Genomic DNA, 25,817 nt, shown 5'->3' with positions numbered 1-25,817 from the left:
GATTCACCCTTAACCCAAGGCCTCGTCTATGGCCTTAAGCACTTTCATCACTCCCGTCAGCTCAATGCTGGTACCCGGTGGTACCTCTTCGCTCGGGCCCGACTCAACCGGAGTCGTAACCCCTTGAACCTGTTGTTGCGTTGCAGGTTGGTCTTGTTGACGCTGTTCAACCCGCTCCGGTACCGAAAGATGCTCAACCAACTCAAACGCTACGTTCCATTGTCTGAGGCTTTCTTGTTCATCGGCCCGAATAGTGCCTTGGAACTTCACCTCACGAACTTTAAGTGTCGATGCGGTTTTATTGCTAACACGGTAGATTTGGCGAGCGCTATCTTGCTGCACACCGGCCATATTGAAAAGATTGCTCAGGCTCTCTGGCTTGCTGAAAGGAATGATGCCACTCACCGCCAACACCTTGCCCTTGTTACCTGTTTCCGCTTGGTCAGTCGATGAGGACTGGCCGGACATATCTTGTCCGGCGAGCTGTTGGCGAACACTAATGCGCAGGTTCTTGAGTGAGATTTGTATACCGTTAAGACTCAACATCTTGACTCGAAGTCTCCACCAACACCCCTAGATTATTGTCCCAAATGAAGACGGGAGAAGAGCAGCAGCGGCTTAATTGGTCGTTGTCCATTTCGCACTCACCACAACCGTTACAGCAACAATAGCTTTCCCCTTGTTTTAACTCTCTGATCATCATCGTTACCTTGTCGAGTTAGCAACCATTGGTTGATTGTTTAAGCCAGTAACATTCGCGTCAGCATGCTTCTCAATGTTGAATACGTTGACTTCTCCAGTACAGGTTACCGAAGAGCCACCTTGAACCAGATTTTCTAGCTTCGTGATACCAAGCTTACCGCTTAGCTGAGAGCCCACTAATGAGATTGCAGACTTGACCGCGATTCGATTCACTTGACCATCAACACCATTAAACCAGTAATGGAAACCCGTAGCCCCTCGTGTTGAGGCTGTCACATTCATGGATAAGTCGAAATCATCTACCTTCAATCCACTAAAGTAAGCAAGCGTCCTTCCCGAAGAGCCAGATGGCGCACCTTGGATGGTCGCGTTAACTTCAATTTCGAGCTTACCTCTCAATACTCCATTGACAGCAGAAGCGGAGGTGAACACACTGTGATTCACTTCATCGCCATTTCGACTCGATGCTCTCACGATTCTTGTTCTACCTAGGTCGACATCAACTGACGACCCAGTAACACTCATCGTTACGCGACCATCAGTGATAATTTCGGCCTGTGTTAGCTTTGCATTTTTGCCAAGAATGTAATGAGAACCGGCCACAGGAGTCGCGGTAATATCGACATCGATGGCGCCAACAGTCGTGGAACCATTGGAGATTTCCATCCGTCCATTGCAGGTAACATCTCCAACAGTGTTGTGTCCTCTATTTTCTGAGGCCGTGAGAACGGTAGAAGCAAAGAGCCCCGTAACACTGCCAGCTTGACACTTATCCGCATTGAAAAAATACACTGCAGCCCCTTGTGGAGAATTGTCATTTAATCCACGGCCTAATAAGTTCCCCACTTGGCAAGAAACCGCTTGCTCTCCAGCGCCACCAAAAATGACGCCATAAGCCCCAGCACCATCGAAAATATCGCCGCATTGGTTACCATTGCCTTTCATCCATACATTTCGTTCAGCAGGACCTTCGGAATAAATATCGCCAAATTTAAGGTTCTTCGCGGTACCTAGACATTCCACTACAGCAAATAAAGTATATTTTTCAGATTCTTCTTGCGGGTTAAAGGACCAAATATCGCCAAATTTCACGCCAGGAAATGAAGCGCCCTTGACGATGCGTTTGTAAACGTTTCTACCGACGATGTTGCCAAATGTAATATCGAACTGTTCTGCTATTTCAGGAGTTTCTGCATACATCCTTACCAAATCAGAGTCATGAACGACACCCAGTCCAGCATCCACAGATTTGATCCCATCGCCATATATATCACCCACCGTCCCATATGATTTGCCAAGCGGCACTTCCGAATCGACACCAACAAGGAAAACCCCGCCGACGAAACCTTTACCAATAACCGCACCATCATCATCTTGTAGGATGTTGAAGAATTTTTGGTTACCGACGCTAAAGTTCTTCGCTCCGTAAGCTGGAATTTTCAATGGGTATGTTTGAGTGGATGTTTTACCGTGAAAGTTGCGGTAAATCATATCGCCTATTTGGGCATTGATTGATGGCGTAGCAATACTAACTGGGTAAGCAGTATGATCTTCATCCAGGCCATCAACATCAAAGTTCTCAAGCTTGCAGCCACTAGAAACGGTTGCAAAATAGTAGTTCCCTATGAGTTGGATTTTCGCCCAACCTCCATCCCACCTGGCGGTATTGGTTAAATTAAAGCACTGGCTAACCGTGTATGTAGTGTCACTGCGGCCTAATACCTTGCCAGCATAAGATTGAGCAAAATCAAATGCAGCGTCATCTAAGTCGACACCATTTCCATAGGCACCAAACGACTCGAAATATTTTGTGTTTGACGCTTCCTGCAAAAAGAGCCCAGTGCCCTCAATGGGTAAACAAAACTCACCTGGGGTCACTTGGTCTACGACAGTCCAAGCTTGGTTGATCGTCGCATTAAACCGTTTTGTATTGATTCTCATGCCGATAAACGGTTTAAAGTACTTTCGTGCCCCTCTCAGCGCATGCCCAACAGAATCAAATTCAAAACTGCTCTTAACCTGCCGAATGTCGCTTAAACTATCATCAGCGTGTATCTCAGCAATTTTGCATACGAAATGCTGAATATCTTTACCCGTTGAAGAGTCAACGTAATTGTCTTTTTCTTCCTCGGTAATGACGAAATCAAACACGGTGACCTGCTCTCCGGTCGGAGAGCCTTCACGATAAGCATCAATGTAGATAAACGATGGTTTGTTCGACACTTGAACGCTGCGGTCAAACTCCATGCTGACACGATTACCCGACACATAACCAGCCCCCGCTTTGATGTTGTACGCACTACCCGATGTCGTCACCAAAAAGCCGTCTTCGATAAACCAGTCTTTACCACTTTGGTCGATGATGGCCTGTGCTACATCGCTGTCCATTTTCTTCATACGGTCGGTGGCGTTGTACTGCCAGCTTGAGGCATCCACACTAATGTTGGTGATTTCCGCGATGTCTTTGTATTCAAGGACAACCGAACGCACCAGAGTATTACCCGCTACACCAGGCTCATCTGCCGTCTTTGGTGTTAACGCATGATGATCAATGGTCACTAATACATCGTATTCAGAGCAGTACGCCCCGGTCCAGTTAAACTGAAACGGACCAACATGACTGGTCAACGTAGTACTGTAAATGACCGAGTCTGAGGATAGGCGGCCTCGTTGTTCAACCTGCTCTTGGTGAACAATATCATTAGTTGGAACCACATCACCGGGTTGTGGGAACTCTGGGCGGTTTGCTACATTCGCAAATATCATCTTGTCGATGATAAGCGGCTTTTCTTCCGCATTGAGCTGTGCCAGCAGTGCTTTACCTGCGGCGGTTAAAATTGACTTGTCTGTTGTATTTGCCATGTTTAGTAGTTTCTCAGCCCTTCACTGTGGCTTGGTAATATTCGCAGTCGACGTTCAGAACACTTGGAAGCATGCCGACGTTGAACCTGGCCTTAACGTGGGACATGGAGTATTGCGCTTCAATATTCTTACTTCTCGCCGCTAGGGGCATTTCGACATAACTGGTGTATTGATAACGACGACAGGTTCTGCCGTATTGCCTGATGACGGTATCGAGCAACTTAGGGACGTTGGTTAAATCACCGTCTTTGATTTTTAAGCTGATGACATCCCAATCCACATTGGCTAAACGTTCGTCTTGAGTGATATGCGGATAGCCCAACTTAGCGAACATCTCTTCCCACCCCGCTATCGTGCCCGCGTCGCGAGCAAATCCGTATGCATGAGCCACACGAATACGAAACAGAGCTTCCGGCTCTTGGCCTAAGCGTTCGACTTCACGTTGCCAGGCAAGAATATTGACCAGTGCCATTGGCGCGGTTAACGGATCATGCTGCTGCAGTGGCATTTCGAATGCCGCTCTCACATGTTCCCAGTAGTTACGCATGGCTCGGGCGAACTTAGTCAGTTCGCCACGTCCCATCCAGTAACGCAGATTAATCTCAGGAATTTTCAACGGTCACCCCCAGAGAATTAATGCGCGGTACCGTCAAGTTATTGATGATGTCGGCGTTATCGAATTCGAGCGATTCAATCTCTGAAAACTGCTCATGCAGCTCTTGCCCTAATCTTGAGAAACTGAATCGAAGAACCGGACTAGTGACCGTTGGCGAGTAATCGGTGTTCTCACGGAAAGCCGCACTAATAAACTGCTCCACTTTAATTTTTAACGCATCTCGGTCTTCCATCGTTAATGAACGAAGTGGCCAAACCCGGCAGACAATATCGTGAGTCGTTTCTGGCATGGCGAGGACTTGCAGATCATCACCATGTCCGTGCTGACCTTCGACACGGATGTACTCATTCAAATCCGCCAACATTTCTGCCGATGGTTCACCCGTGTCTAAAAGGATGAACGCGTTTGCGGTACCTGGTCCACGCGGGGCGTTATGCTCAAAATAAACATTGTCGTCGTTGATACCTGCGCGACTGGTGAGCAGCGAACGGTAGGCCGCATCAATGTGCCATCTTGCTACTGCGCTCCATTGGTTGCGTATACGTAGGCGGAGTTCGTCATTACTCTCTTTGTCTGCCCCTGCTTCATTCAACCATTCGGCAGGGTTCGTCACTGCGCCAATACCCGGAATGGCTGTTGGTAAAATGTGGTAATACCCTTCACCTAGGTTGTAAGCCGCGCCCTCGTTCTCTGCCTCGACTTCTGCCATCACCATGGTGTCGTTTTCTGGCATCGTGGTATCCGCAAGCACCTTTACTCGGTAAATCGTGCCATTAATCGGTTCGGTCTGTACCCATGTATCTTTGGGAATAACCAACGCAGGCCCTTTAACCGCAGAACGTTGAAAAGCGATCATACCTTTGGCTTTGGTTGCCCCTTTGCGGGTGAGTTTGCATTGCCACGCCAACAGGTCGAGCCATTGGTCAACGGCGGTCGCGACAAACATGTTCGGCAAGACATAGCCAACTAATAAGGTATTGATGAGCCACATGGTGGCTTTCACGACCGTGGCTTCAATGAGGCGCCAAAATGGAGAGAACGGCGAATCGTTTGAGATAATGGAACCTTCTTTGTCCATTTCCTCTTTGAGTACTTTCTTCCACCCTGCTTCATCGGTTGGGATACCCGATTGCTTCACCAGTTCCGAATAATTTGGTTTTGGAATATCAGTCATTAACGCTCTCCGTTATTCACTATCTCTAATTGCAACTCGCCAAAGTCCATGGTGTCGGCAAATACGTAAATCGTGCCCTCGGTCGGTTCATCCAAACGCACGGTACCTGGTACTAATCGAACGTCTTCTTCAACAAGCAGTTCCAGCCTGGTGCGGATATCGGCTTTCTTTGATGGGCTTCGCTCAGCGATTAAATCCACCGCTAAATTGCTCTCGATGATGGCGTGTTTGATGTCTTGGGCGATCACCGCACGGTCTTGAATCAAGATTGGGTTGCGGCCTGCATCGAGCACCACATCCCCGTTCTCAATCAAAATGTCCTGGTATTTGTAATCCGCCATTAGCCTGCCGCCATTTCTATTTCACTCGCTATGTCTTGCGGGCTGTTCATGTAGGTTGGATAAATCGCCACACCACCGTAGTTCGTCGAACTGGTTTGATAACTGGCAATATTCTTGGCTGCGCCTCCAGGTTGAATTTGTGCACGAGGCGTAGCGCTTTGAACGGACTTCGATTTCACTTGAGTCACTTCATCATCACCGCCCAAACCTGGTATCCAATCAATGAGTCCTTTCACTGAGTCCCAAATTCCCGCTAGGCTCTGAGAAATCCAATTGAACACTCCGGAAAAAACGTCCTTAATTGAGTTAGCCATATCACCGATAAAGGCAAACCCACTAGTGTCGGTAAAGCCGCTCATGACCCATTGCCAACCTGCCTTGATGAACTCAAACATGGCTCTGAATGGAAGTGTGATTAAAGTGATTGCCCCTTCTAGTACTTGGAACCAGGTTGTGTCACCAAACGAGGCTTTCAGATCATCCCAGTAGAAGATCAGCGCACCCACTGCGGCGATTGCGGCAACGACAGCACCAGCAATGAATCCTATTGGGTTCGCCATCATTGCGATGTTTACCGCTAGCATTGCAACGCGAAGCGCTGCCATTCCTTTAGTTAGTAAAAAGTTCACCCCTGTAAACATCTTCATGGTGAGCATATAAGTCGCCATGACTTGTTTACCTACACCCATCATTAAGGTAAAAGCACCACCTGCTGCTGCTGCACCTAAAATCGCCATGGCAGCAAAACCAATGTACTTGGTCAGGTTCGGGAACATCTCTGTCCATTCGATGATTTCTATCGCACCATCGGCCAAGCTCGAAATCACTGGCAAGAGAGAAGGCAACAACGCCGCGCCAAAAGCAGTGCGAACTGCAAACACGCCTTGTTCGAGTCGTTCCCATTGGTCGGTCATCGCTCCGGCCATGTTAATTGCCGTATTTAAGTTACTAGCATCATTTAGGTCTTTGACGCTGGATTGCAGCTCATTCGTTTTGCCTATCAAGTCGGTGATAAGCAGCACGGCTTCATCCGAGCCGAAAGCTTGCTTAATCTGATCAATTTCCAGTGAATCTAAATCACCGAATTGGTTGCGTAGTTTCGACAGAATATCGAACATGGGCAGCATTTTTCCGTTACTGTCGGTAAACGACATACCAAGCTTGTCTTGTGCTTTGACAACACCGTTCATAAAAGCTTTGTAACGAGTCCCCGCTTCACTACCAGTCATAGAGCCTTGTAGTAGGCCAAGCACGGCCATTTGCTCTTGAATGGCTACGCCGTGAGTTTTACCTAATGCGCCAACACCTTTAAACGCATCCGACATGCCTTGACCCGTGGTTTTGAACCTCTCGACAGATTTTGCGGTCATACCTGCAACTTGTTCAGCCCAGTTGTCTTTACCAATCCGATCGGCTTGGTCTTTAAAAACCGAGTACATGGTGCCCATGTAGTTGGTAATGGTGGCTGTATCTGCTTTAGTCGCAGCGGCTAAAATAGCCGAGCTTCTTGTGACACCCGCCAGTTCATCACCTGTCATATCTCCCATAGCAGATTTGATATCATACGAAGCCGCCACAAATTCAGTGGCCGACTTACCGTATTCAACCGAAAACTTCATTGCGGTTTGGGTAAGGGTTTTTAGTTGGTCATCGGCAACACCAAGTGATTTCACTTCACCTAATGCCCTGTCCATCTCAATTGCTGGCATCAAGGCTTGTTGCAATGCAAAGCCAGCACCCACCATGCCTGCCGCGCCAGCCATCATGGTATGAGTACCCTGACGGTAGGTATTGGTGACATCATTCAAATTGCGTTGAATATTGCCCAGAGGTTTAGAAATCTGGTCAATCAATCCAACTTGAAATCTGAGTGCTTCTGGTAACATCGTGTTCCTTATCAGCTAAACGCCCTGGCAACCCCATTGGCGGTGGCAGCTTGCATGTTTTCCCAATACTGACGCTCTAACCAAATTGCCCTTGCAAGGTTCTCTTCGCTGTCTGTCTCACCCGGCAACCACTTACGGCGCCAGGTAAGCATTTGTTCGAGCTCGTTGGAGTCCATAGCCCGAACAAGGGCATCTATTTTTTTACTTTGATTTGCAGCTTCGGTGTGTATTCCTTGAGAACTTCACCCACAACCTGAATCGCTGCACCTGGGTTATCGTTCGTCAGTTCACGGAATAGTTCTTTGCTTTCTTCTATAACGGTGTTCATCAGAAAGTTATGCGCAGAGTTCACGATTTCCCCCTGTGCCAACGCGTTCATGTAGTCGCTGTAATCCGCTTCTGTTGGGACGAACGTGATATCTGCATCACCGACCGTTAGTACAATTTGCTTGCTCATGCTACATCTCTCTCTTTATCTAGCTTGGTTTCCAAACGGTCGAACCGTCCGTTAATTGAATCTTTCAAATCATCTACGGCTTCCCGTAGTTCGTGCTTGGTGGCGTACTTCTCAGCGACATCACCACGCAGTCGCTCAGTGGCTAGCTCATTGGCATGGATACGACGATCATGATCTCGGGCGGTGTTCTGCCCTTTATCCGTTCTGCCGAAAACCACATTGATGATGGCGATAAGCAGCGCTATCGTTGCCACAATCGCCGATATCCATGATGAATCCATCGCTATTCCTTCAGTGGCACTTCTTTCAAGCGTTTGCCTTGTAATGCGTTGATGATGTCGTCCACGGTTTCTTGCAGAACATCGTTTGTGCTCAGGCCTTTCAAGGTTTCCAAGCCCCATACCACAAGACGTGTGGCGAAACGTTCAAGGATGATTGACCAACTGATTTGAAAGAACAGACCTTTCAGTACTTCCAACAATGTCTTGCCAACGATTCCAGTTAAGAAATTCATGCTGCTTCTCCGATTAACGATTGATATGCCTGTAGGTAATCTTCTGCGGTTGCTTTACCTGCGCTTGTGTTCCAGTACTTCTTCGCGTACCGAGCCAAACCTTCTAGGTCATCGGCTTCTGGCAAGGCTTCTGGGAACCGAATTAAATTGAGTCGTGCGGTTGCCACTGCGAACTCGGGTGAAATCACCATGTAACGAGGGTCTAAGTGCTCAACGGGGCAAAACATCGACAGTGCATCCAACAAGTGAGGGCGACTGTTACCTAACCACTCGACAAGCCAGCTGAAGGTGGCTGGCTCCATTTGGGTAAAGCCCAATGCAGGACCACGTACTTGTTTTGAGTAAGTAAACTTTCCAGACTCATGGGCAATAATCATCAGGATCAGATTAATGGCCGCTTGAGTGTTCATTGTGCCTTTACCACCGGATGCCATATCTAAGTGGTCAAGGACTGGCTTCATGATTTTCTCAACAAAGAGCTTTGCTAAATTCATCGGTTCATTCGCTCCAATTCGCTTTGACACTGGGTGCAGTAGATGCAACCTGGTACTTTTTGGCGGCGTTTTTCTGGGATTGGGTCGCCACATTCGCCGCATTCATGTGCGCTTTCCCGTTCTTCAATTCGCTTAGCCCTTGCCAGTTGGTTGGCAAGCGCCACTTCTGTGAATTGGGTTTCAATACCGCAGGCATGGTCGATAACATCTGCCATCATGCCTCCTTATTATTGAACCAAATCTTCGATTTCATCCGGACGTAGGTACGGCACACCGTTGATGCTGACAAAGTCTGGGCTTGTCACCTCGAACGGCAGCTTGTGAACTAATGCACTACCGCCATTCGAATCGGCATCAAGTAGGTCAGAGATTTTGATACGACATCCGAAGGCTTCAATTTTGAGCTCATCTTTATCAATCTTGCCGTAGAACAGCGCGTCAAAATCAGGCATTCCTCGCCAAGAGCCGGCTTGTTTCGCAGCTTTGCCTAGCAGGTTAAATTGCTGCGTGGTCAGCTCCATTTCACCACTAGCCTCAACATCGCCGTCGACGTAACCATCTGGCACACCCGAGGTTTTATTGATGGCGGAGTTATCGGTAATCGATAACGTGACTTTTTGTGCTTTGAGCTTGTAGTCACCTAAGGAGAAATGCATGTTCTTGCCAGAAATTCTCATGGATTACGCCTCCAAATCTGTAGGGTTAGTAAGATCAAGCGCGATGTTGACCACGATGTGTTTCGGGCAGTTATGAGGGCGAACCATCAAACCGATAAACACTTTGGTTTTGGTTACCCACTGAATGGTGACGTCCCCATCTTCTGGCGGCATGATCTCACCAGGGAAGGTAATGCCACCAACTTCTGTCGTTTTCGACATATCACGCATATCTTTGCGAAAGTAAGTGCGGTTCAGCTCAATGCTTGCAGGCGTTGAGTTAAGAATGCGGTCTGCAATACGGCGGATCGCTTTGATACGCACACGACGATTAAGCTTGTGCACCGGGCGAACGTATTCGAGGTACTGATAATCGCCGCCTTTGGCTTCCAATGTGGTCGCATCCGACCAGTACACCCCTTCTAAATCGGCATACCATTGCGGCAATGAGTAACGTGCATCAGCTAGCGTTGCGATGGTACTCATCTCTAATGCTTTCCCTGCGCTGTCCGTTGGCATGTTTCCCAAACTCAAGACTGAACCTGTTGCGACACGCATCGGGCTGTCTGCTACCGTGACGTTTCGATCACATAAACGACCAGCGAGTACACCTACGTTATTGCCGTTAAGCTGAGGAACGGGCGTCACGAGGTTTGCAGAAACATCTTTCACCAGGTCAAGCATGGCGGTTTCGTACTCTGCCCACGTTTGGCCTGTATCAGGGGTTGAATCAATGCCCGCACAAGCGGCGAGGAAGAACACCCAACGACCAAGTTTGCTCGTCAGCTCGCTTGCTTTCGACTGCATATCATCAAACTGAGTTTTGACCGTGACTGGGTCACAAATAGCAATGCCTTCGAATGAGTCAGTCCGGTTCGCCAGATCAACAGCGTCTTGCCAGGTATCGTCTGCATCTAAGCCAACAATCGCACCCGTCCAGTTTTGTTTGCCGTTAAGCTGGGCGGCTTTCACGTTCAGACCAAGCGCATCATCGGCAACAACTTCGTCAAGGTTGGTCATGTTATTAATACGGGTCACTTTGCCTTGCAGTTCGGCCTTGTCAGTACGCCCGATGAAAAGCACGTGACGTTCTATCTCAGGGATACCGCCTTGTGCCAAATTGAGATTATTAACCTCTACCTTTCCGGTTGCCATTGGTTATTTCCTCTGTTTTGCCTGCTCAAATATCTTGATGAGCTGGCGGTTCACTTCACGTTCTTTACTACCGAGAATCTGACGCTCTGCTAACGGAATATCCCAACTGGTGATATTTGGCTGATTAGAGAGTTCTCGAATGAGCTGTCCTGCTTGTCCATGGGTGATAGTTGCCATCAACTCACGTAAGCTGGCTTTCTTTCGTCCTTTGCCGCTTTTTCTCGGTACCGTGTAACCCAGTTCTCTTAGCTTTCTCGCTTGCCCCTTGGTACAAGGTGCTGAGTAATCCGGTTTGCCCCATCGCTTTTGCATTTGGCGCTTGGTCATTTTTTGCTTTTGACCAAGGTGGTGCCTTGCTGCGATTTTTGCGGTTAACTTGTTACTCCAAGTCAAATCAAGCTGGTTGGCGTTTCTCACATAAGGCGTTAAGCCCTTTGCCATCCGCTTTAAAACCTTGCCTTTCTTCTTTCCTTTCTTTGGTTGCAGAGCGCGTCCGTTAACGTCTTTTTGGGAACGAATGCGCTTTCTGGTATTGGTCGTTTCCCAACGGCCAAGGGTTTTCAGTATCCAGACTCGCTTTTTAGGTGGCAGAGCCAGCATGGCCAGCTTTTCCTGCATGTTGAGCACATCGCGATCATTGACCTTAATTTGCGGCTTCATTCACCAACTCCGCTTCTTCTGCGGTGTAGATTTCAACGGCCTGCACTCGGTAGGTTTCCCCTCGCCAAGTGATCATTCCCGCTGGGTCAGGGATCAGCTCAATCGGCTCCATCATTTCCAATTCAATGGCAACGTCGGCTACCTCACTGCTGATCACATCAACCGAAAGGTCTGGGTCGCCTAACTCATCTTCATTACGAGTGGTGTCGTAATCGCTCAGCCAACAGACAACCAAAGCAAGTAAGCAGCGAGGGTCCAAAAGTCGGTGGGGAAATTCTTCAATACTGACCACTGCGTTGTACTTCCAGTAACACGCGATATAACCGCCGTTCCCTCTGTCTTCACCGTTTGGCACAATGGAGCCGTTTTCCTGCCAGGCATCGATTTTGTTATCGAGCACATTGGAATTCAGGTGACTGACGATGTAGTCCGTCAGGTGCTCAAGCTTGGTTTTGTTGTAATTGGTTTCGCTCATATCGAGTCAATCCCATTCGCACTGCGGCCAAGGAGTGCACGCACATCTTTGTTACTCTGGGCGAGAAAACGTGCCTCTTGTTCCGGTTCATCCGTTGCCACGCTTTCACCTTCTTTTCGGCGGTCTTGGGTCGCAAACTCTTTCAGCAGCTCGGCGTGAGCCCGACCATAAATCGCACGTTTGTAGAGCATGATTTTCGGGTTGCTCAGCACAGGCTTTTCACCATCTACGATCAAGCTTTTTAATCGTTCTTGAATATTCAGCGCGGCAATGGTCACCGCGTAGTTCAAAGAGTCGTTATCAAACGTATGGGGAACACGGCGTAAACTGCGGAACTCAGCCGTGGATAAATCCGGCCATCCTTCACCTGGTATGGCGATATCGACTGCACTGTTAACATTTCCGCCAAAGCTCATAACGTTTCCTTCAATTAGGGCGCCTCTAGCCACTGGGTCGACGGTATCGAGTTAGCCTGTTGGCTTCTCCTACCTCACCAGCCGAGGCGCGGTGGCGTAGGAGTCTTTACAGATTCTTGCCTTCGTTAATGGCGCGAATTCGGGCTTCAATCTTCTTAATTTGGGTACCTACCCCCACTTTGCTGTTCTTATCGTGCGCGTGTTGAAGCAGAGCCAAGGCTTTTTCTAGCGTTTCTACGTTGCCAACCGCTGTGGCTTGCGGCTGGCCTTCTTCATTTCGGATCAGGTATAAACCCGCGAACTTGTACCACTTGGCGTGAACCTTCTCGTGCAAGCGCCACTCTTTCTCGACCTTGTCGAACACCTGGGAGAAATAAGGCTCAATGGAATGACCTCGTTCAGATTCTTTCTCCGCCCATGCCAACACTTCGTCAGCACAGAACGTCGGCCAGTCACGGCGGAAGTTTTCTGGCGTAGGCAAATCTAGCTCAATGGCTTTCATGCACCACTCAATCGCGGCATCCAGCTCTTTAATGTCGAATAGCCAAACCACCATGTTGGTAAAGATTGGGTTTTCGAACGCTTCGCCACTTTCTAAATAGGCCTGAACATACGGCTTGTATTTCGGTACCAGCACTTCACGCTTGTGCTTAATTCGATCAACGATGGCGTTAAATGAGCGCAAATACTTGCGGTCTTCTTCAAACTCAATCAGCTTGATGTGCAGGCTGTCGGTATCTGCACCGGAAACGGCTTCCGGTGCAGACTGGTTAGCTTGCTGTTCAATGAGCTTTCGGCGCTGTTTTGCTAATGGGCTAACCATGCGTCACCCTTTAACCTGCTGCTTCAACAACCGTGACTGATTCAATCGCGGCAAACTTACTCAGGTTGCCCACGGCATACCCTTCCATACGGATGTGATTGCTCTCAAATCGCATACGATCCGTATTGTTCTCTTGCTTGCGCCATTGGGTACCTGACTGCGTCAGAATCTGTAGATTCTTCAAGCTCGTGACCCAAACCGCATTGGCTGGAAAGAACGGTGGAGTGTAGGCTTTTTTACCCGCAATGGTTTTCGCCAAAGATTGAGCTGCTTTATGCTCAGTTGGTGTATTAGCTGATTCCAATAAGCGGTGCTGCTCAGCAGCGACCAAGTTAGAGCCGATCACTACGACTAGGTCATCGTCTTGACGATACTGCTCTGCAATGGTTGTGTTAATTAAGTCCTGAACCAATGAATCTAAGTTCTTGTATGAGTCAGCTGTAGCGCCTGTAGGATCGAGCTTCGCATCTGCTAGTACTTGAGCGGCTTTCTTCTCTTTGACGATAGTCAGCCAGCCTTTGTTCACATCCTGCCCCAATGGATTAGCCACTGGATCGGTTGTGGTAGCAACGCTTGTGCCATTGAAGCCAATGCGTAACATATCTAATGCAAAGCGTTTTGTGATGGCACTTTTCATTAGATTCATCCATTGGCCTTTACTACCAGAGTTGATCCATTGAGTCATGAGTTCCCAAGGGATGTGCGCTCCTGAATCGGTTTTGACTAATTGATAAGTGTTGCCATTTTGACCCACTTCCACGCTAAAGCGACCATCTGCACGACCCGTTGAGAGACCATCGTCACCTACATCAACCACTTGACCTTGGATTTGGTCAACCAGCCCGGTATGGATCATGCCAAGAAATGCATGGGAGTGCTTTAATGCTTCACGAAGTTTGGTTTCCATTACCGGAGTGATAGAAAACATTTTCTCGTCGGCTTCGGCATTCGCTGCTTGAAGAGTGCCACTGATAAACTCTGCTAGATAAGTTTTAAAATGTGTCTTGCTCATTTAGTAGAACTCCATAGTAGTGCCATCACCCTCGCCTTCCGGCTCTTGCCCAGGAACTTCCTGTGAAAGTTCAGCGAATTTGCTTTCCAGTCCGTCTACCTTCTCAAGCAACGGTTTTAACTTTTCATCCAAAGAGGCAGAGAATTGCTCAATGGTTGCCCCCTGACCTTCTGGTTCTGGTGTTTCTGGTTCGTTTTGCAAGTTGAATTCTTCAGCAAGTTCTTTCTTGAACTCACCTTTGAATGCAGAAAACTGTTCTTGCAGAGCGGCTTTAAGTTGCTCTTCAGTCACTTCGTTATCCTCAGCTGTTGATGTCGTTTCTGGCACTTCATCGCCAGAAGAGAAAAATTCATTAAATGCCGCAAATAGGCGGTCTTTACGAGTAAAGCATTCTGAAAAGTCCACCTCTTCTAAATGACTTGCTTTAATCTCGGTGGTTTCACCAGATTGGCGAGAGAATTGAAGGAGCGAGGTACCTGTGGAGGCTGGGGAGTCAGTCGCAGCTAGGCCCGTTAAATAGCAACGCCCTTCGCCCTTGTAATCGGGATTCGGTTCGATGGATGTAAATAGCTTTTGTTTTCTGCGGTTGGCTTCAAGCATATAATCGTTAGGCTCAAGCCTGGCAAACAGACGCATCTTGCCGTTTTCTTCTTCGGCTTTAAGCTCAATAACTTTGCCCCAGTTATCACCATAACCACTAAAGCGTTTATGTTCTGGCCAGATTAGCGCGGTGTATTCTTTCGGGTCATAGCTCGATGCCATTTGCTCAATCCATTCACGGGTAATTTTGCGTCCGTCAACGGTTGGTCCCTCAGTAGCAATGATTTTCCAGTCACTAATCTTTGGCATTTTCGTACTCAAGCTTGTCATTCACATTTCGGTTTGAGCAAACAATACGCCTTTGAATAACGGCTTTCAGCCACTTCAATTCCTAGAAATTCGGATTTTGTCCATATCCGATTTCATCCGAATTTTAGTTAGTCATTTGCGAGTTTTCGGCGCGTATGATGCAGATATGGCATATTCAGATGAAATAAGAGAAGCCGCGAAAAAGCTCTATTTACGCGGCGCTACTCCAAAAGAAATCGCAGCGCAGCTGAACCTCAATAGCGAGCGCATCATTTATACCTGGGCGGAGAAATTCGGCTGGGCTTTGTTGCTTAATGAACTTTCTGTTGAGGAAATGATTAATCGCCGTTTGGCGGTGCTAATAGATAAGGATGAGAAAACCGCTCAGCAGCTCAAGGAAATGGACAAGCTCATCGATCACCACGTTAAGCTGTTAAAAGCTCACGCTGATGCAAAAGCCAAAGTAGAGCGACACCTTTCGCTAGGCAGCTCACCAAAAAGTGATGGTGACTCACCTAAGAACAGCAGTAATGGGAGTCGTAAGAGAAGCCGTAAGAAAAACAGCATTGAGCACCTGACAGAAGATGACTTTAGAGGCTGGCACGAATCTCTGTTCAAATACCAGCACACGATGCGTAACAACATCAAACAGCGTATTCGTAATATTCTGAAGTCTCGCCAGATAGGCGCTACCTACTATTTCAGTGGTGAAGCCTTAGAAGATGCGATTCTGACTGGTGACAACCAAATCTTTCTTTCTGCATCACGCGCACAGGCTGAAGTTTTCCGCAGCTACATCATTGCGATTGGTAAAGAGTTCTTAGACATTGAGTTAACCGGCAACCCTATTATTCTTTCCAATGGTGCCGAGCTCCGCTTTTTGTCCACGAACAGCAAAACCGCGCAGAGTTATCACGGCCACGTTTATGTCGATGAATATTTCTGGATACCTAAGTTCGACGAGCTGAACAAACTGGCTTCGGCAATGGCAACACATAAGAAGTGGCGAAAAACTTACTTCTCAACACCATCTTCTAAAATGCACCAGGCGTACCCGTTCTGGACTGGTGACCAGTGGCGTAAAGGCAAAGACTCACGCGCCCATATCGAATTCCCGACTTTTGATGAATTCCGAGACGGTGGCCGACTTTGCCCAGACAAACAGTGGCGTTATGTTGTGACCATTGAAGATGCCGCGAATGGTGGTTGTGACCTATTCGACATTGACGAACTGCGCGAAGAATACAGCGATGAAGACTTCAAAAACCTATTCATGTGCGTGTTTGTCGACGCTTCGCTGTCTGTCTTTAAATTCTCTGACCTTGAAAAAGGCATGGTGGATGCCGCTCACTGGCAAGACTTCAAGCCAAACAACAAACGACCTTTTGCCACTCGAGAAGTTTGGTTAGGTTACGACCCAAGCCGAACCCGAGACAATGCCTGCTTGGTGGTTGTCGCTCCACCTGCCGTAGCGGGTGAACGCTTCCGCGTACTGGAAAAACACTATTGGAAAGGGCTGAACTTCCAATATCACGTGTCAGAAATAGAGAAAGTCTTTCAGCGCTACAAAGTGACTTACATCGGCGTCGACACCACGGGTATTGGCGGCGGTGTTTGGGACTTAATTTCGAAGAAATACCCACGTGAAGCACACGCCATCCATTACAGCAACGAAAACAAAAACCGCTTGGTAATGAAGATGATTGACGTCGTAGAAGCCAAACGCCTGCAGTTTGATGCCGAACACAAAGACATTGCGATGGCGTTTATGGCGATTAAGCGCGTCCCAACGGCCAGCGGTAACGCCATGACCTTTAAAGCAGAACGCAGCGAAACGACCGGACACGCCGATGCATTCTGGGCAATCTCTCACGCCATCATTAACGAGCCGTTAGATCACTCCACACCAACTAAATCAACCTGGACCACTGCAGCATGACCGAGCAAATGAACACTTTAGTCAAACAAGAAGAACACGCGCCAGAGTCGGTCTATCACATCGACTCCTCACCAGAGTCCATCGATTCAAACAGTTGGATGACCACCTATTCAGATTTGTTTTACAACGATGGTGACGACTATTGGGAGCCACCAATTTCCCGCAGTGGCTTGGCCGATATTGCTCGAGCAAACGCCTATCATGGTTCACTGCTTATCGCTCGAGCAAACTATGTAGCGGGACGCTTCCAAAGTGGCGGTGCAACTCGACGCCGACATATACAAGCTTTTTGCCGAGATTACTTTACCTTTGGCGATGCAGCGTTTCTTAAAATCCGCGATGGTTTCAAACGTGTGGTTCGTTTACACCCATTACCTGGCATGTACCTTCGTAGACGTAAAAACGGCAATTTCGTCATACTAGAGCGCGACAACCGACAACGAGAATACAAAAAGGAAGATGTTATCTTCTTACCTCAGTACGACCCGCAGCAACAAATTTACGGTTTAGCGGATTACTTGGGCAGCATTCAGAGCAGCTTGCTGAACAAAGATGCTACCTTGTTCCGCCGCCGCTACTACAAGAACGGCGCACACATGGGCTTTATCTTCTATGCCACCGATCCAAACCTTAGTGAAGACGATGAAGAAATGTTGAAGGAGAAGATTGCCAGCTCTAAGGGCGTGGGTAACTTCCGCAGTATGTTCGTAAACATTCCGAATGGTAAAGAGAAAGGAATTCAATTGATTCCGGTCGGTGATATCGGCACCAAAGATGAATTTGAGCGCATCAAAAATATTACGGCGCAAGACATTCTAGTGGGCCATCGCTTCCCAGTAGGCAAAGCAGGCATTATCCCGCAGGGTACCACCAGTTTAGGTGACCCGATTAAGATTGGCAGCGAATACGCCAAAGATGAAATTATTCCAGTATGTGAACTGATTATGGATGAAGTGAACAGCGACCCAGAGATTCCCAAACGGCTCCATTTGAAGTTTGATACCCATACGGTAACAACAGCATAAGACTGTACAAAAACACAGACATTGACGTAATATTACGCTGTCAGTCAGTTAAATTAGGTCAATGTAATGAGAGTGTTTTGCCCGGAGTGCGGCGAGAAAAGCCGCATCCAGAAATCGAATAGAATGAGCACGAAGTACGCAGATTTGTATTGCTCGTGCAATGACTCAGAATGTGGGCATACCTTTGTGATGAACTTGTCTTATAGTCACACTCTTAGCCCTAGTGCTAAAACCACATCGCAACTAGCGTTTAATATGGTTAAGGCTTTAGCACCAGAACATAGAGAAGAATTAAAGCAGCAACTTTCCATTCTATAACTTAAACGTTGGGCTCTCTGCCTCATCAGCCATCCTGATTATTGTCTCGATGGCTTTTATTTTTTCATCGTCCAGTAGGTGAGCAAACCTCGGTAACACTCCCTCAAGTAACACTCTCCCTGCTTCCTCTCTTCCCTCGCCTACCGTACTGACGGCCACACCATCAATGATTACATCCAGAGCGGATTGAAATAGCTGCTTTTCTTTAGACATATCAATACCCTTACCAGTGATGCTGATAATATACTGTATATACATACAGGTTTCTAGCTGTATTCTTAGACCTGCTTCACTCATATGTCATTTTCCTTCTTTAAGAACGTCGGTTTCACATTGTTCAGTTAAACAGCCAGCACATCTGACCCGGCACGTTATGACTCATACATTTATCAAGCAATCACGGTTTTAATGTTTCCAAAGTGCCCATGATGGCAAAGCTGAGCCCGTTACTTGCCACCATATACGTCTCAAAACTAATCTAGCTGGTCTCGGCTACGATTTGAAAAAGGCGCAATGGTGCTTAATAAAAAGAATGAGTGGTAAGGGATAAAGAAGGAGGGTGTATTTATAGTTGCGAAAAGCAGATTCGCTGTCAATAGACGAAAAAAAACGACGGCTGTGGATAACCGTCGTTTCAACCCACCTTAATTATGTTGTGGATAAATGAAAATTCCTTTTCTTTAATTACATAAAATTGCACTAAAAAAAACAACAAAAGTCACATTAAAACGGACTTATCGCTCCATACTTTGCTAACACTTTAGAGATATAGTCCCAAAGCTCGTTCAAATCTCGATATTCCAAATAGAAGTTGCTGTCGACAAACTGCGAACCACTTGATGAGAAATTCGGTTGCGCTTGTCCTTTGCAACCGATACCCAATTCAAAGGTGGCTGAGAACTTACCGCCTCTTGGCCTTACATTGAATTTGTTGTGGTATGTCCAATGGGTTTCAGATTGGCAGCGTTGATAGTGAGCCGGTATCCAGCCAGAGTCGTAAAAATTTGGGTAGGTGTGCTTTGAGAGTTGTAGCGTTGATTGAGGAGGAAAAATAGCGACAGGCTGAGAAGATTCTTTTTCGATTACATCAAGCACCCTTTTCTAAATCGTTTAGCCACTTTAGCTCGACTAAACATAGCGACTACTAAATGTGCCCCTCTGAGTGAGAAAATACGAACTGTTTTTTGTAAATTCCCCGAGACACTCAAATTGAGGGACTCGTTCATTTCAGACGAAAACTCATCACAATTACGTTCGTAAATTTGGGTTACCGCATCTGACTTAGAGTAACCAAGTGCGTGCGCTAGCTCAGTAGCAGTCAACCAAAGCTTTTATTGGTATTCGATAACGTCGAAATGAGTGTTTTGGAAAGGAAGTGCTGTTGAAGTCATAAGGTTGGTACTACCGCACAATCAGGACTGCCAGCCTAAGCTGCCTTGCCCAGCCCAACATAATTTGATAGCACAATCCTCAGACGAATTGACCATGTTTAGATTTGCCGAAGCCATACATATAAAAAACCAGCAAAAGATGGCGCATATATACCCTGAGGTGTTCAATGCGAGATACTAATCCCCGGCACTGGATTTTGCCAGTGTTCTAGTAGGTTAGCCGATGTGACCTATACTAGTCAATGACGTCTAAGAATATTGATGAACATTGACGCATATTGATTAAGATTTGACAATGTGATGATTGTTTGAAACTTTAGGGTGATGTATAGTCCGGTTTCTGAAAAATAGTGTATATTATTTTTTGTACTCCTATCCCTCGTCATAAAATGACTTAGAAAATGTACCTCACATTTTCTACGCAGATATCTAAGGGTGTAAATTGCAAGTAGCACACGCGACTAAAGTTAACGAATTACTAGACTCACTAATGGAAGCTATTGCTTCTGACACTGTGTTAAGTGAATTCGAGCAAGCTTACTATAAGAGAGAAGCAGAAAATTTACCTGATGCGGCACATACGCATTTGGTCCTTACTCTGCTGTATACCTCTTTGCGTCACCAGAAACTTACTCTTGTCCACGCTCAAGAAGCATTACGCTTATCAGAGCCAGGCGAACTCGCATCCTATGCAAATGCGATCTGGGCTATGAATTATGTGGGTGCTGCCAAGTCGCTGTATGATCTAATGTCTCAGTTTAATTTTGAACTCTTTCCAGAGGTCATTATTGAAAATATGGTCGTTGCAAGTCGCTTTTACAATGATTATCAATTGACCGAGAAGTTACTTTCACATCTTTCTGAAAGTGAATATCTAGAACCTGAGTCGCTCAACCTTGCGATAAAGCAACAAAACCTCGCATTAGCTCAAGAGCACTTTGGCACTACAGCTCAAGATCTTCTCGATGTGTCGATGATTGCATCAGAAGTTGTTGAAAAATTAGATGTTGCTGTTCCTGTCGATTCAAAGACCTACATTCTCCCTGAATCACATCATTTAAGTGTAGTGTTCGAAGTGCAATGCTCTGTTGATGAAGCTTTCGACCTAAACTGGGAACTTAGCTCAAAGTTAGTCGAGCGCGGTTTGGATGATTGTAATATTGTGGCTCGCTTCGACATTGAAAGCTCAAAGCCAGAGCTTGTTGCAGGAGGAGCGGTCTAATGCCAGTGACAACTGACGAACTTATCGCACATACGCATTCCCTACTAAACTCGGCTTCAAACGAGGCCGAGTACCGTAACGTCATAAGTAAAGGCTATTATGGAATGTACCATTCGGTTCTTTCCATACTTGATAACGCCCCTCCAAGTGTTATTGGTCAAGGGGTACATGCTTCGCTTATCTCATACTTAAAGTCACATGACGTGAGACACAGTGAACGCCACAATCATATGTCTCTCAAAGCATTAGCTATGGTTTTGGCTCAATACAAAGACAAGCGTGTGGTTGCTGACTACAAACTTGAGGCTACAGTGACCAAAGAACACGCTGAAGATATTGCTAACGCTGCAACTCGTCTTAAAGATAAATGTGACGGCTTAGTAACATCTCTCGACCAATAGGTCATATCAGCGGCCAAACGTCCCCATCGGGGAAAGTCGACAGATCAGGTTGTTGATACTCTTGCTTTTCTGGTTGGGCGAATAAGTTGTCCCAACCCTCGAAATACATCCAATTGGTGTCTGAGCCCAAGCCCTAAACAAACAAGATTTAACATCACAGACGCACTAAATTTTAAAATACAGATTATACACCTCTTTGACACCGTCAATTAGCTTGTCGAGATCTTCTACTAGGTCTAGAACATTTTGAGAGAATGGTCCCTGAGCATATTTAAAAGCCTCATCAAAGTCATCTAGTAATGCTGCGGTACTTTGATTCGACTGTTTTTTAATCATTGCCGCTGATTCTATGTCGATAAGGGTAATTAGTAGTTTTAAATTAGCCATAGTTTTCTCGATAAATTAAAGCAAGTACTTACTAAGCACCTAGCCTTGGTTTTAGGCATATGCGCCTCTAACTCAACATGGGTTGAAACCGCCCTTCCAAATAGTCAGCGGTAATACTTTGCCAATAGCACACCTCATTTTCATCAATTTCAATGGGTTGTACGGCATCAAGTAGTATCGAATGCCAGTATGCCTGATTGTCTTTGAACCTTACGAATGATCTTTGATAAAAGTTATCAGCATTGTGCTTTACATCACTCAAATCAATATCACGACACTGTAATGCCCACCCCCTAGCACCAGCAGCCCAAAACAGGAAGTCGTCCACCTTTTGTTTTGCGTCTTCACCCTCGAACGTAATGCAAAAACGATTCGTTGAGCTCACATGCACACCGCGTTCTTTAATAGTTTTGTTAAGCTTTTCCGCTTGTTTCTCCAAACGGATGATTCGTTGGCACAGACGGTTTTGATAGTCCTCTGGCTTACTCTGCTGCTTTGCTATCGACTTCGCTTTAATGGTTTGAGCTTTCGCCGCTTTTAGATTGCTAATTTGACGCTTGATTGGCTTCTTCCATTGCTCCAGCTTATAACCGAGCTCCTTGATAATTGCAGTCATATTGCCTGCTTCAAACGAAGCAAGGGTCTCCCAAGCAGGAGCTCTTGAACACTTCGCGATATTGTATCGATTTCCCTTGATTAGCCCTTGGTCAGCATTTTCACCTTTCGCGGCATAACCGACTGCTTTGATAATGTAAGAACCGGCGGCTTTTGGCTTTTTGATTCGCTCTAATTTCGCAAACCCATGCCCCCATATCTTTTCAAGTCGCTTAGCCCAAGGACTAAATAGATGCTCTGGCACTGTCCAACGTAGCAAAATGTGAACGTGTGGATTAGGCTCTCCATCTTCATTGGCTGGACACTCGGCTACCCATATGTAATGGAAATCAGCAGGCAAGTTGGTCGGGCCAACATCGCTAGGTTGAACATATTTAGCAACTTTATCCTGGGATAAATCACAGTACTTTCGTCCACTGTCGTTATCAACTTGGATGGTATGATCCGCAACCCAGCCGCGTTGATACATTTTCTTTGCGCCATCAAGAAAACGAGAGACTTCTTTACCTATCGTTGTCTCTAAGGTTTTTTCCATCGAGAACTCTTGCTTGGGCTTTTGTTTAAGATCGCAATACGGCCCGGCTATGACACTACCCTGATTCATAGCTTTAATACGCTTACTATCTAAGGTTGGAAATAGCCAGTATTCTCCACCAATATCAGTGATTGGTTGGTCAACTTTCTTTTCGCCACGCTTGGGATGTACTGTCACCATGTTGCGCTTATAGATTATGGGGTGATGCGACCCCATGCTTACACACTCACTTCCATCCAACATTCCACCGAATATGGCCATCCGTTGTGCCTTGGTGAAAGTCAGCGTCAGAAAAGTAGAGAAACCACCGTGGCAAGCTGCAGTGTAAGCCCCTGAATCAAATATTTTAGAAACTGAACGGGACGTCAGCTTTTCTGAGAACCTTTCACCACTGTTTTCTGCTGGCGCAGCACTAGATGACGTTTCGGTTACTGCCTGAAACTTATAAGTTTCATTCCAAGACCGATGCATTAGCTGCATTGAAATAGGAATTTTTTTAGGTTCGCCTTGCCCTCGTTTGCCATTCTGATTGAGAATGGCAGGTTTAGAGCGCTCGTTCGTTTCATACAATGCATCATGGCTGAAGTTGGCGTCGGCATTGCTGATGATACTTTTAGGACGTAAAGACTTGCTCAGGCTCATCAATTGCCTAATTTGCTTGTCTTTTCTGTGGCGAAATTTCTCTGTCGGACTTTTGCGCCCTTTGACTAGCCTATACTCTTCGGCGATTCTCGCCGCCGCTTCGCGGTCGTGTTCCGAGAGATAATTTACCGATTTATAGAAGTCAGTTCGCTCTTGAAGATCTCGTTCTCTCTTAGACTTTCGGTTGGGAACGCGGTCATATATCGCTATTTTTTTGACCATTCCACTATCTAGAAGTGCTTGTTCTTGGTCTGAGTAAATTTTGGAACCTAAAAAACCAGCATTGTAGCTGGCGTCATTATTTTTGATTCGGTCCAGGGGCATCACTGCCCCACCGATATAGAGAAGATCAGACTGATTCATATTCTATCCCTAATTTTTCTTTCGAAAACTTAACGAATAGTCTCTGTGTATCAGGAGACTTCAGAAAACCTTCGACCTCTTCGAGTCGAATAGTCATGGTTATGCCCCATCCTTCCGGCCCAGCAAAATATGCAATAGCACACTTTTCATATGTTTTTGTTCGTCCTTCCAAAATTTGAATGACATCATCACCGACACTAACTGAAGTGAGCCTTCTATTTTTCATACCGCCTCCAGTTCTTGGGTCGTTACCAACATAAAGCCGCCTTTCCCATTGCCTTTGCTCAAAACGCCTTTGGTTAAATGAGTGCAACTGAGGGATACACACGCTTGTTCGATCGCTTGGTCTAGTGAGTCGAAGTCGCCAACCATTACATTGGCGACTTCTTTCGTGTCTTCATGGCGGATGATGCCGCCATCTGGGCAAAGCATTATTGCGGCGTATTGCATGACGCACGCTCCTGTTCTTCTAAGTAGCGACTCGCCTCATCAATAAAAGAGCGCCCGCCTTCCACCGTTAACTCTGCATCAATAGTCGTGTATCCGGCAGAACGCGTAATCTCATAGCCAGCTTCGATGCAGTCACAACACTCTTCCAATCGGTCTTTCAACATTTCAATTAACTGGCTGGCTTCACTCGAACTATTTCTCATGCGGCATCCTCCGCTTCAACTGCATCACGACGAAAAGCAATGCGTTCAATCAGGTAGTCTTCAATATGCAGTAGTTCTTCTAGCGCACGCTCTTTATCAATCAATACAACGTTGTGAGCGTGATTCGTTGTGTTCTCATCAAACACAATCACGTTGAGAAGGCTCATTTTTGATGAGTACTCGATACGAATACTGATGACATCTGAGCTATCCAACGCCAAAGCGAACAGACTATTAATAGTTGTTTGGATCGCGAGCTTGTTTGCGACTTCATTTAGATTCATCTTTTATGCTCCTACGCTAAGACGAAAAAAAGTTCCCTGTTAAGGGGCAAAGGCTTGGAGAATTAATGGGTGCTACTGAATTGGTAATGCTTGAGGCGTCGAACGTCACCAAGATTGCAATCGAACAACGTCGCGATTTCTTTAATCTGTTGCATGCCGCTACGGATTTTTTGAAGCTCCAAATCATTAAAGCTTTCAAACTCTCGCACATGCTCCGAGGCTTTCAGATCACCGGCGACTAAAACCATACCGCGAAAACGCGGTGGCATAGCGTCCCACAATTTTTTCAACTTGCCGCGAGTAGCGGAACCATTGAACAATGCTTTACAAGCGGCAATGCTCTCACTGGCTTTGGGTGTTTGCTTTTGTTGTTCTTGTTGAATAGCTAACTGACTCATGATTGCTCCTTAGGCTAAACCTGGAAGTGGCGCACCGTTGGCAAGGAAATCTGTGCTCATTTGCATTAATGGCTGTAAGCCTGTGGTGCGATTTTCAAGGTCATTGATAAGCAAAACCAAATTGCCTAAAGCCGCTTGAGCTTTAGCAAGGGTTTTACGCTTACGAGATCGCGGTAAACGCTCTGCGGTGTACATTGCCAACGCATCGCTAGAAAGCTCACCGGAATGGGTGTTTAATTTTAGAAATCGCTCAAACAGGTTCAGATCATCTTCTGCTTTTGGAAGTGGGATAGTGACCACCCCATCACCGGCAAATAACGTATTTACGATTGAGTAATCACCAGAAACACGACTGATGTAAGCAAGGACAACAGGTTTAAGCACGTGCGGTTGGTTCGGGTTCAGCATGTTACGAAGCATTGTCCCGCTAAGTTCTAGCTTTCTAGCAATCGCTTCTATATCGTGATTGACGACAAAATCACAGCAAGCCGCATCAAAAGCTTGTTGTTTGCGTTCACGTAATCCGCACATTGAGTTATTTGCGTCCATAAC

The 25,817-nt window shown here is 46.6% G+C and carries 36 protein-coding genes; 5 read left to right on the top strand and 31 right to left on the bottom strand.

Annotation, left to right across the window (positions count from 1 at the left end; genetic code table 11):
• Positions 1-9: 9 nt before the first annotated feature.
• From R7P69_RS02105 to R7P69_RS02010, 20 genes are all read right to left on the bottom strand, one after another.
• Positions 10-546 carry an adenine glycosylase gene (locus tag R7P69_RS02105; protein WP_140052230.1) on the bottom strand — a complete coding sequence of 179 codons (537 nt, stop codon included), beginning with the start codon at positions 544-546 and terminating at the stop codon, positions 10-12.
• A gap of 159 nt (positions 547-705) precedes the next feature.
• A complete protein-coding gene (locus R7P69_RS02100) occupies positions 706-3,564 on the bottom strand; it encodes a phage tail protein (protein ID WP_318121296.1) in 2,859 nt (952 codons plus the stop codon).
• Between the two features lie 13 nt (positions 3,565-3,577).
• Positions 3,578-4,180 (bottom strand): phage tail protein, encoded by a 603-nt coding sequence (locus R7P69_RS02095; protein WP_140052231.1) that lies wholly within the window; start codon positions 4,178-4,180, stop codon positions 3,578-3,580.
• A complete protein-coding gene (locus R7P69_RS02090; RefSeq protein WP_140052232.1) occupies positions 4,167-5,354 on the bottom strand; it encodes a baseplate J/gp47 family protein in 1,188 nt (395 codons plus the stop codon). Before R7P69_RS02090 ends, R7P69_RS02095 begins: the two co-directional genes overlap by 14 nt.
• Positions 5,354-5,695, bottom strand: a complete 342-nt coding sequence (locus tag R7P69_RS02085) for a DUF2590 family protein (RefSeq protein ID WP_031856781.1) — start codon at positions 5,693-5,695, stop codon at positions 5,354-5,356. Before R7P69_RS02085 ends, R7P69_RS02090 begins: the two co-directional genes overlap by 1 nt.
• On the bottom strand, positions 5,695-7,581 hold the full coding sequence (locus R7P69_RS02080) for a phage tail tape measure protein (protein WP_318121292.1): 1,887 nt from the start codon (positions 7,579-7,581) through the stop codon (positions 5,695-5,697). The genes R7P69_RS02085 and R7P69_RS02080 overlap by 1 nt, the downstream gene beginning before the upstream one ends.
• Positions 7,582-7,592: 11 nt before the next feature.
• Positions 7,593-7,733 (bottom strand): DUF6890 family protein, encoded by a 141-nt coding sequence (locus tag R7P69_RS02075; RefSeq protein ID WP_164673212.1) that lies wholly within the window; start codon positions 7,731-7,733, stop codon positions 7,593-7,595.
• 41 nt (positions 7,734-7,774) lie between these two features.
• Complete coding sequence (locus R7P69_RS02070) at positions 7,775-8,038, bottom strand: putative phage tail assembly chaperone (RefSeq protein WP_238843008.1); 264 nt, start codon at positions 8,036-8,038, stop codon at positions 7,775-7,777.
• On the bottom strand, positions 8,035-8,319 hold the full coding sequence (locus tag R7P69_RS02065; protein WP_025517570.1) for a hypothetical protein: 285 nt from the start codon (positions 8,317-8,319) through the stop codon (positions 8,035-8,037). Before R7P69_RS02065 ends, R7P69_RS02070 begins: the two co-directional genes overlap by 4 nt.
• Before the next feature lie 2 nt (positions 8,320-8,321).
• Positions 8,322-8,552, bottom strand: a complete 231-nt coding sequence (locus tag R7P69_RS02060; protein ID WP_086458831.1) for a hypothetical protein — start codon at positions 8,550-8,552, stop codon at positions 8,322-8,324.
• Positions 8,549-9,046, bottom strand: coding sequence for a hypothetical protein (locus R7P69_RS02055; RefSeq protein WP_213868070.1), 498 nt, complete (start codon positions 9,044-9,046; stop codon positions 8,549-8,551). Before R7P69_RS02055 ends, R7P69_RS02060 begins: the two co-directional genes overlap by 4 nt.
• On the bottom strand, positions 9,043-9,261 hold the full coding sequence (locus tag R7P69_RS02050; protein ID WP_065302675.1) for a TraR/DksA C4-type zinc finger protein: 219 nt from the start codon (positions 9,259-9,261) through the stop codon (positions 9,043-9,045). The genes R7P69_RS02055 and R7P69_RS02050 overlap by 4 nt, the downstream gene beginning before the upstream one ends.
• 12 nt (positions 9,262-9,273) lie before the next feature.
• Positions 9,274-9,723: a phage protein gene (locus R7P69_RS02045; protein WP_318121287.1), complete on the bottom strand. Its 450-nt coding sequence runs from the start codon at positions 9,721-9,723 to the stop codon at positions 9,274-9,276.
• A gap of 3 nt (positions 9,724-9,726) precedes the next feature.
• Positions 9,727-10,857 carry a DUF2586 domain-containing protein gene (locus R7P69_RS02040; RefSeq protein ID WP_318121285.1) on the bottom strand — a complete coding sequence of 377 codons (1,131 nt, stop codon included), beginning with the start codon at positions 10,855-10,857 and terminating at the stop codon, positions 9,727-9,729.
• Positions 10,858-10,860: 3 nt separating this feature from the next.
• Positions 10,861-11,517 (bottom strand): virion morphogenesis protein, encoded by a 657-nt coding sequence (locus R7P69_RS02035; protein WP_318121282.1) that lies wholly within the window; start codon positions 11,515-11,517, stop codon positions 10,861-10,863.
• A complete protein-coding gene (locus R7P69_RS02030) occupies positions 11,501-11,992 on the bottom strand; it encodes a phage tail protein (protein ID WP_318121279.1) in 492 nt (163 codons plus the stop codon). The genes R7P69_RS02035 and R7P69_RS02030 overlap by 17 nt, the downstream gene beginning before the upstream one ends.
• Positions 11,989-12,408: a head completion/stabilization protein gene (locus tag R7P69_RS02025; RefSeq protein WP_318121278.1), complete on the bottom strand. Its 420-nt coding sequence runs from the start codon at positions 12,406-12,408 to the stop codon at positions 11,989-11,991. Before R7P69_RS02025 ends, R7P69_RS02030 begins: the two co-directional genes overlap by 4 nt.
• 106 nt (positions 12,409-12,514) lie before the next feature.
• Positions 12,515-13,231, bottom strand: a complete 717-nt coding sequence (gene gpM / locus R7P69_RS02020) for a phage terminase small subunit (protein WP_318121276.1) — start codon at positions 13,229-13,231, stop codon at positions 12,515-12,517.
• A gap of 10 nt (positions 13,232-13,241) precedes the next feature.
• Positions 13,242-14,243, bottom strand: coding sequence for a phage major capsid protein, P2 family (locus R7P69_RS02015; protein WP_225461308.1), 1,002 nt, complete (start codon positions 14,241-14,243; stop codon positions 13,242-13,244).
• Positions 14,244-15,092 (bottom strand): GPO family capsid scaffolding protein, encoded by an 849-nt coding sequence (locus R7P69_RS02010; RefSeq protein ID WP_318121273.1) that lies wholly within the window; start codon positions 15,090-15,092, stop codon positions 14,244-14,246.
• Positions 15,093-15,258: 166 nt separating this feature from the next.
• Here R7P69_RS02010 and R7P69_RS02005 point away from each other — a divergent pair, with 166 nt between their 5' ends.
• The 3 genes from R7P69_RS02005 to R7P69_RS01995 all read left to right on the top strand — a co-directional run bounded on the left by R7P69_RS02005 (position 15,259) and on the right by R7P69_RS01995 (position 18,374).
• Entirely contained in the window at positions 15,259-17,031 is a 1,773-nt protein-coding gene (locus R7P69_RS02005; RefSeq protein WP_318121271.1) for a terminase large subunit domain-containing protein, read from the top strand.
• Positions 17,028-18,056, top strand: a complete 1,029-nt coding sequence (locus R7P69_RS02000) for a phage portal protein (RefSeq protein WP_318121269.1) — start codon at positions 17,028-17,030, stop codon at positions 18,054-18,056. The genes R7P69_RS02005 and R7P69_RS02000 overlap by 4 nt, the downstream gene beginning before the upstream one ends.
• A 66-nt stretch (positions 18,057-18,122) precedes the next feature.
• Complete coding sequence (locus R7P69_RS01995; RefSeq protein ID WP_225461312.1) at positions 18,123-18,374, top strand: ogr/Delta-like zinc finger family protein; 252 nt, start codon at positions 18,123-18,125, stop codon at positions 18,372-18,374.
• On the opposite strand, the gene R7P69_RS01990 is transcribed toward R7P69_RS01995, so the two are convergent.
• The 3 genes from R7P69_RS01990 to R7P69_RS01980 form a co-directional block, all read right to left on the bottom strand.
• Positions 18,369-18,671 carry a hypothetical protein gene (locus R7P69_RS01990; protein ID WP_318121268.1) on the bottom strand — a complete coding sequence of 101 codons (303 nt, stop codon included), beginning with the start codon at positions 18,669-18,671 and terminating at the stop codon, positions 18,369-18,371. The genes R7P69_RS01995 and R7P69_RS01990 overlap by 6 nt on opposite strands.
• 426 nt (positions 18,672-19,097) lie before the next feature.
• Positions 19,098-19,469, bottom strand: coding sequence for a hypothetical protein (locus tag R7P69_RS01985; protein WP_318121267.1), 372 nt, complete (start codon positions 19,467-19,469; stop codon positions 19,098-19,100).
• On the bottom strand, positions 19,457-19,696 hold the full coding sequence (locus R7P69_RS01980; protein WP_318121266.1) for a hypothetical protein: 240 nt from the start codon (positions 19,694-19,696) through the stop codon (positions 19,457-19,459). The genes R7P69_RS01985 and R7P69_RS01980 overlap by 13 nt, the downstream gene beginning before the upstream one ends.
• A 511-nt stretch (positions 19,697-20,207) precedes the next feature.
• On the opposite strand from R7P69_RS01980, the gene R7P69_RS01975 reads away from it, so the two are divergent.
• Both R7P69_RS01975 and R7P69_RS01970 read left to right on the top strand, forming a co-directional pair.
• Entirely contained in the window at positions 20,208-20,987 is a 780-nt protein-coding gene (locus R7P69_RS01975; protein WP_225461315.1) for a hypothetical protein, read from the top strand.
• Positions 20,987-21,388, top strand: a complete 402-nt coding sequence (locus tag R7P69_RS01970) for a hypothetical protein (protein ID WP_225461316.1) — start codon at positions 20,987-20,989, stop codon at positions 21,386-21,388. Before R7P69_RS01975 ends, R7P69_RS01970 begins: the two co-directional genes overlap by 1 nt.
• Before the next feature lie 165 nt (positions 21,389-21,553).
• Here R7P69_RS01970 and R7P69_RS01965 read toward each other — a convergent pair whose 3' ends face one another.
• The 8 genes from R7P69_RS01965 to R7P69_RS01930 form a co-directional block, all read right to left on the bottom strand.
• A complete protein-coding gene (locus R7P69_RS01965; RefSeq protein WP_225461317.1) occupies positions 21,554-21,775 on the bottom strand; it encodes a hypothetical protein in 222 nt (73 codons plus the stop codon).
• 67 nt (positions 21,776-21,842) lie between these two features.
• A complete protein-coding gene (locus R7P69_RS01960; protein ID WP_318121264.1) occupies positions 21,843-23,930 on the bottom strand; it encodes a hypothetical protein in 2,088 nt (695 codons plus the stop codon).
• The gene (locus R7P69_RS01955; protein WP_318121263.1) at positions 23,917-24,156 is read right to left on the bottom strand and encodes a hypothetical protein; all 240 of its coding nucleotides are present in this window, start codon (positions 24,154-24,156) and stop codon (positions 23,917-23,919) included. Before R7P69_RS01955 ends, R7P69_RS01960 begins: the two co-directional genes overlap by 14 nt.
• Positions 24,153-24,380: a hypothetical protein gene (locus tag R7P69_RS01950; protein WP_054576243.1), complete on the bottom strand. Its 228-nt coding sequence runs from the start codon at positions 24,378-24,380 to the stop codon at positions 24,153-24,155. The genes R7P69_RS01955 and R7P69_RS01950 overlap by 4 nt, the downstream gene beginning before the upstream one ends.
• Positions 24,362-24,583: a hypothetical protein gene (locus R7P69_RS01945; RefSeq protein WP_318121261.1), complete on the bottom strand. Its 222-nt coding sequence runs from the start codon at positions 24,581-24,583 to the stop codon at positions 24,362-24,364. The genes R7P69_RS01950 and R7P69_RS01945 overlap by 19 nt, the downstream gene beginning before the upstream one ends.
• Positions 24,580-24,867, bottom strand: a complete 288-nt coding sequence (locus R7P69_RS01940; protein ID WP_318121260.1) for a hypothetical protein — start codon at positions 24,865-24,867, stop codon at positions 24,580-24,582. The genes R7P69_RS01945 and R7P69_RS01940 overlap by 4 nt, the downstream gene beginning before the upstream one ends.
• Before the next feature lie 62 nt (positions 24,868-24,929).
• Entirely contained in the window at positions 24,930-25,265 is a 336-nt protein-coding gene (locus R7P69_RS01935; RefSeq protein ID WP_318121259.1) for a hypothetical protein, read from the bottom strand.
• 9 nt (positions 25,266-25,274) lie between these two features.
• Positions 25,275-25,814: a phage regulatory CII family protein gene (locus R7P69_RS01930; RefSeq protein ID WP_318121257.1), complete on the bottom strand. Its 540-nt coding sequence runs from the start codon at positions 25,812-25,814 to the stop codon at positions 25,275-25,277.
• Positions 25,815-25,817 lie beyond the last annotated feature (3 nt).

Origin of the sequence: Vibrio sp. 661 (genome assembly GCF_033339315.1) — a bacterium.
In the GTDB taxonomy this organism is placed as follows: Bacteria; Pseudomonadota; Gammaproteobacteria; order Enterobacterales; family Vibrionaceae; genus Vibrio; species Vibrio alginolyticus.
This window is presented reverse-complemented; position numbering and strand designations above follow the sequence as displayed.

Excerpts from the sequence above, each read along its gene's own strand:
- R7P69_RS01995 (WP_225461312.1), top strand. The coding sequence starts at position 18,123 with ATGAGAGTGTTTTGCCCGGAGTGCGGCGAGAAAAGCCGCATCCAGAAA.
- R7P69_RS01940 (WP_318121260.1), bottom strand. The coding sequence starts at position 24,867 with ATGAATCTAAATGAAGTCGCAAACAAGCTCGCGATCCAAACAACTATT.
- R7P69_RS01930 (WP_318121257.1), bottom strand. The coding sequence starts at position 25,814 with ATGGACGCAAATAACTCAATGTGCGGATTACGTGAACGCAAACAACAA.
- R7P69_RS02015 (WP_225461308.1), bottom strand. The coding sequence starts at position 14,243 with ATGAGCAAGACACATTTTAAAACTTATCTAGCAGAGTTTATCAGTGGC.
- R7P69_RS02025 (WP_318121278.1), bottom strand. The coding sequence starts at position 12,408 with ATGAGCTTTGGCGGAAATGTTAACAGTGCAGTCGATATCGCCATACCA.
- R7P69_RS01945 (WP_318121261.1), bottom strand. The coding sequence starts at position 24,583 with ATGAGAAATAGTTCGAGTGAAGCCAGCCAGTTAATTGAAATGTTGAAA.
- R7P69_RS02085 (WP_031856781.1), bottom strand. The coding sequence starts at position 5,695 with ATGGCGGATTACAAATACCAGGACATTTTGATTGAGAACGGGGATGTG.
- R7P69_RS01960 (WP_318121264.1), bottom strand. The coding sequence starts at position 23,930 with ATGAATCAGTCTGATCTTCTCTATATCGGTGGGGCAGTGATGCCCCTG.
- R7P69_RS02060 (WP_086458831.1), bottom strand. The coding sequence starts at position 8,552 with ATGAATTTCTTAACTGGAATCGTTGGCAAGACATTGTTGGAAGTACTG.
- R7P69_RS01970 (WP_225461316.1), top strand. The coding sequence starts at position 20,987 with ATGCCAGTGACAACTGACGAACTTATCGCACATACGCATTCCCTACTA.
- R7P69_RS01955 (WP_318121263.1), bottom strand. The coding sequence starts at position 24,156 with ATGAAAAATAGAAGGCTCACTTCAGTTAGTGTCGGTGATGATGTCATT.
- R7P69_RS01990 (WP_318121268.1), bottom strand. The coding sequence starts at position 18,671 with ATGAGTGAAGCAGGTCTAAGAATACAGCTAGAAACCTGTATGTATATA.
- gpM (WP_318121276.1), bottom strand. The coding sequence starts at position 13,231 with ATGGTTAGCCCATTAGCAAAACAGCGCCGAAAGCTCATTGAACAGCAA.
- R7P69_RS02030 (WP_318121279.1), bottom strand. The coding sequence starts at position 11,992 with ATGAGCGAAACCAATTACAACAAAACCAAGCTTGAGCACCTGACGGAC.
- R7P69_RS02105 (WP_140052230.1), bottom strand. The coding sequence starts at position 546 with ATGTTGAGTCTTAACGGTATACAAATCTCACTCAAGAACCTGCGCATT.
- R7P69_RS01965 (WP_225461317.1), bottom strand. The coding sequence starts at position 21,775 with ATGGCTAATTTAAAACTACTAATTACCCTTATCGACATAGAATCAGCG.
- R7P69_RS02010 (WP_318121273.1), bottom strand. The coding sequence starts at position 15,092 with ATGCCAAAGATTAGTGACTGGAAAATCATTGCTACTGAGGGACCAACC.
- R7P69_RS02005 (WP_318121271.1), top strand. The coding sequence starts at position 15,259 with ATGGCATATTCAGATGAAATAAGAGAAGCCGCGAAAAAGCTCTATTTA.
- R7P69_RS02055 (WP_213868070.1), bottom strand. The coding sequence starts at position 9,046 with ATGAATTTAGCAAAGCTCTTTGTTGAGAAAATCATGAAGCCAGTCCTT.
- R7P69_RS02065 (WP_025517570.1), bottom strand. The coding sequence starts at position 8,319 with ATGGATTCATCATGGATATCGGCGATTGTGGCAACGATAGCGCTGCTT.
- R7P69_RS02090 (WP_140052232.1), bottom strand. The coding sequence starts at position 5,354 with ATGACTGATATTCCAAAACCAAATTATTCGGAACTGGTGAAGCAATCG.
- R7P69_RS02040 (WP_318121285.1), bottom strand. The coding sequence starts at position 10,857 with ATGGCAACCGGAAAGGTAGAGGTTAATAATCTCAATTTGGCACAAGGC.
- R7P69_RS02045 (WP_318121287.1), bottom strand. The coding sequence starts at position 9,723 with ATGAGAATTTCTGGCAAGAACATGCATTTCTCCTTAGGTGACTACAAG.
- R7P69_RS02100 (WP_318121296.1), bottom strand. The coding sequence starts at position 3,564 with ATGGCAAATACAACAGACAAGTCAATTTTAACCGCCGCAGGTAAAGCA.
- R7P69_RS01935 (WP_318121259.1), bottom strand. The coding sequence starts at position 25,265 with ATGAGTCAGTTAGCTATTCAACAAGAACAACAAAAGCAAACACCCAAA.
- R7P69_RS02070 (WP_238843008.1), bottom strand. The coding sequence starts at position 8,038 with ATGAGCAAGCAAATTGTACTAACGGTCGGTGATGCAGATATCACGTTC.
- R7P69_RS01950 (WP_054576243.1), bottom strand. The coding sequence starts at position 24,380 with ATGCAATACGCCGCAATAATGCTTTGCCCAGATGGCGGCATCATCCGC.
- R7P69_RS02075 (WP_164673212.1), bottom strand. The coding sequence starts at position 7,733 with ATGCTTACCTGGCGCCGTAAGTGGTTGCCGGGTGAGACAGACAGCGAA.
- R7P69_RS02050 (WP_065302675.1), bottom strand. The coding sequence starts at position 9,261 with ATGGCAGATGTTATCGACCATGCCTGCGGTATTGAAACCCAATTCACA.
- R7P69_RS02000 (WP_318121269.1), top strand. The coding sequence starts at position 17,028 with ATGACCGAGCAAATGAACACTTTAGTCAAACAAGAAGAACACGCGCCA.
- R7P69_RS02080 (WP_318121292.1), bottom strand. The coding sequence starts at position 7,581 with ATGTTACCAGAAGCACTCAGATTTCAAGTTGGATTGATTGACCAGATT.
- R7P69_RS02035 (WP_318121282.1), bottom strand. The coding sequence starts at position 11,517 with ATGAAGCCGCAAATTAAGGTCAATGATCGCGATGTGCTCAACATGCAG.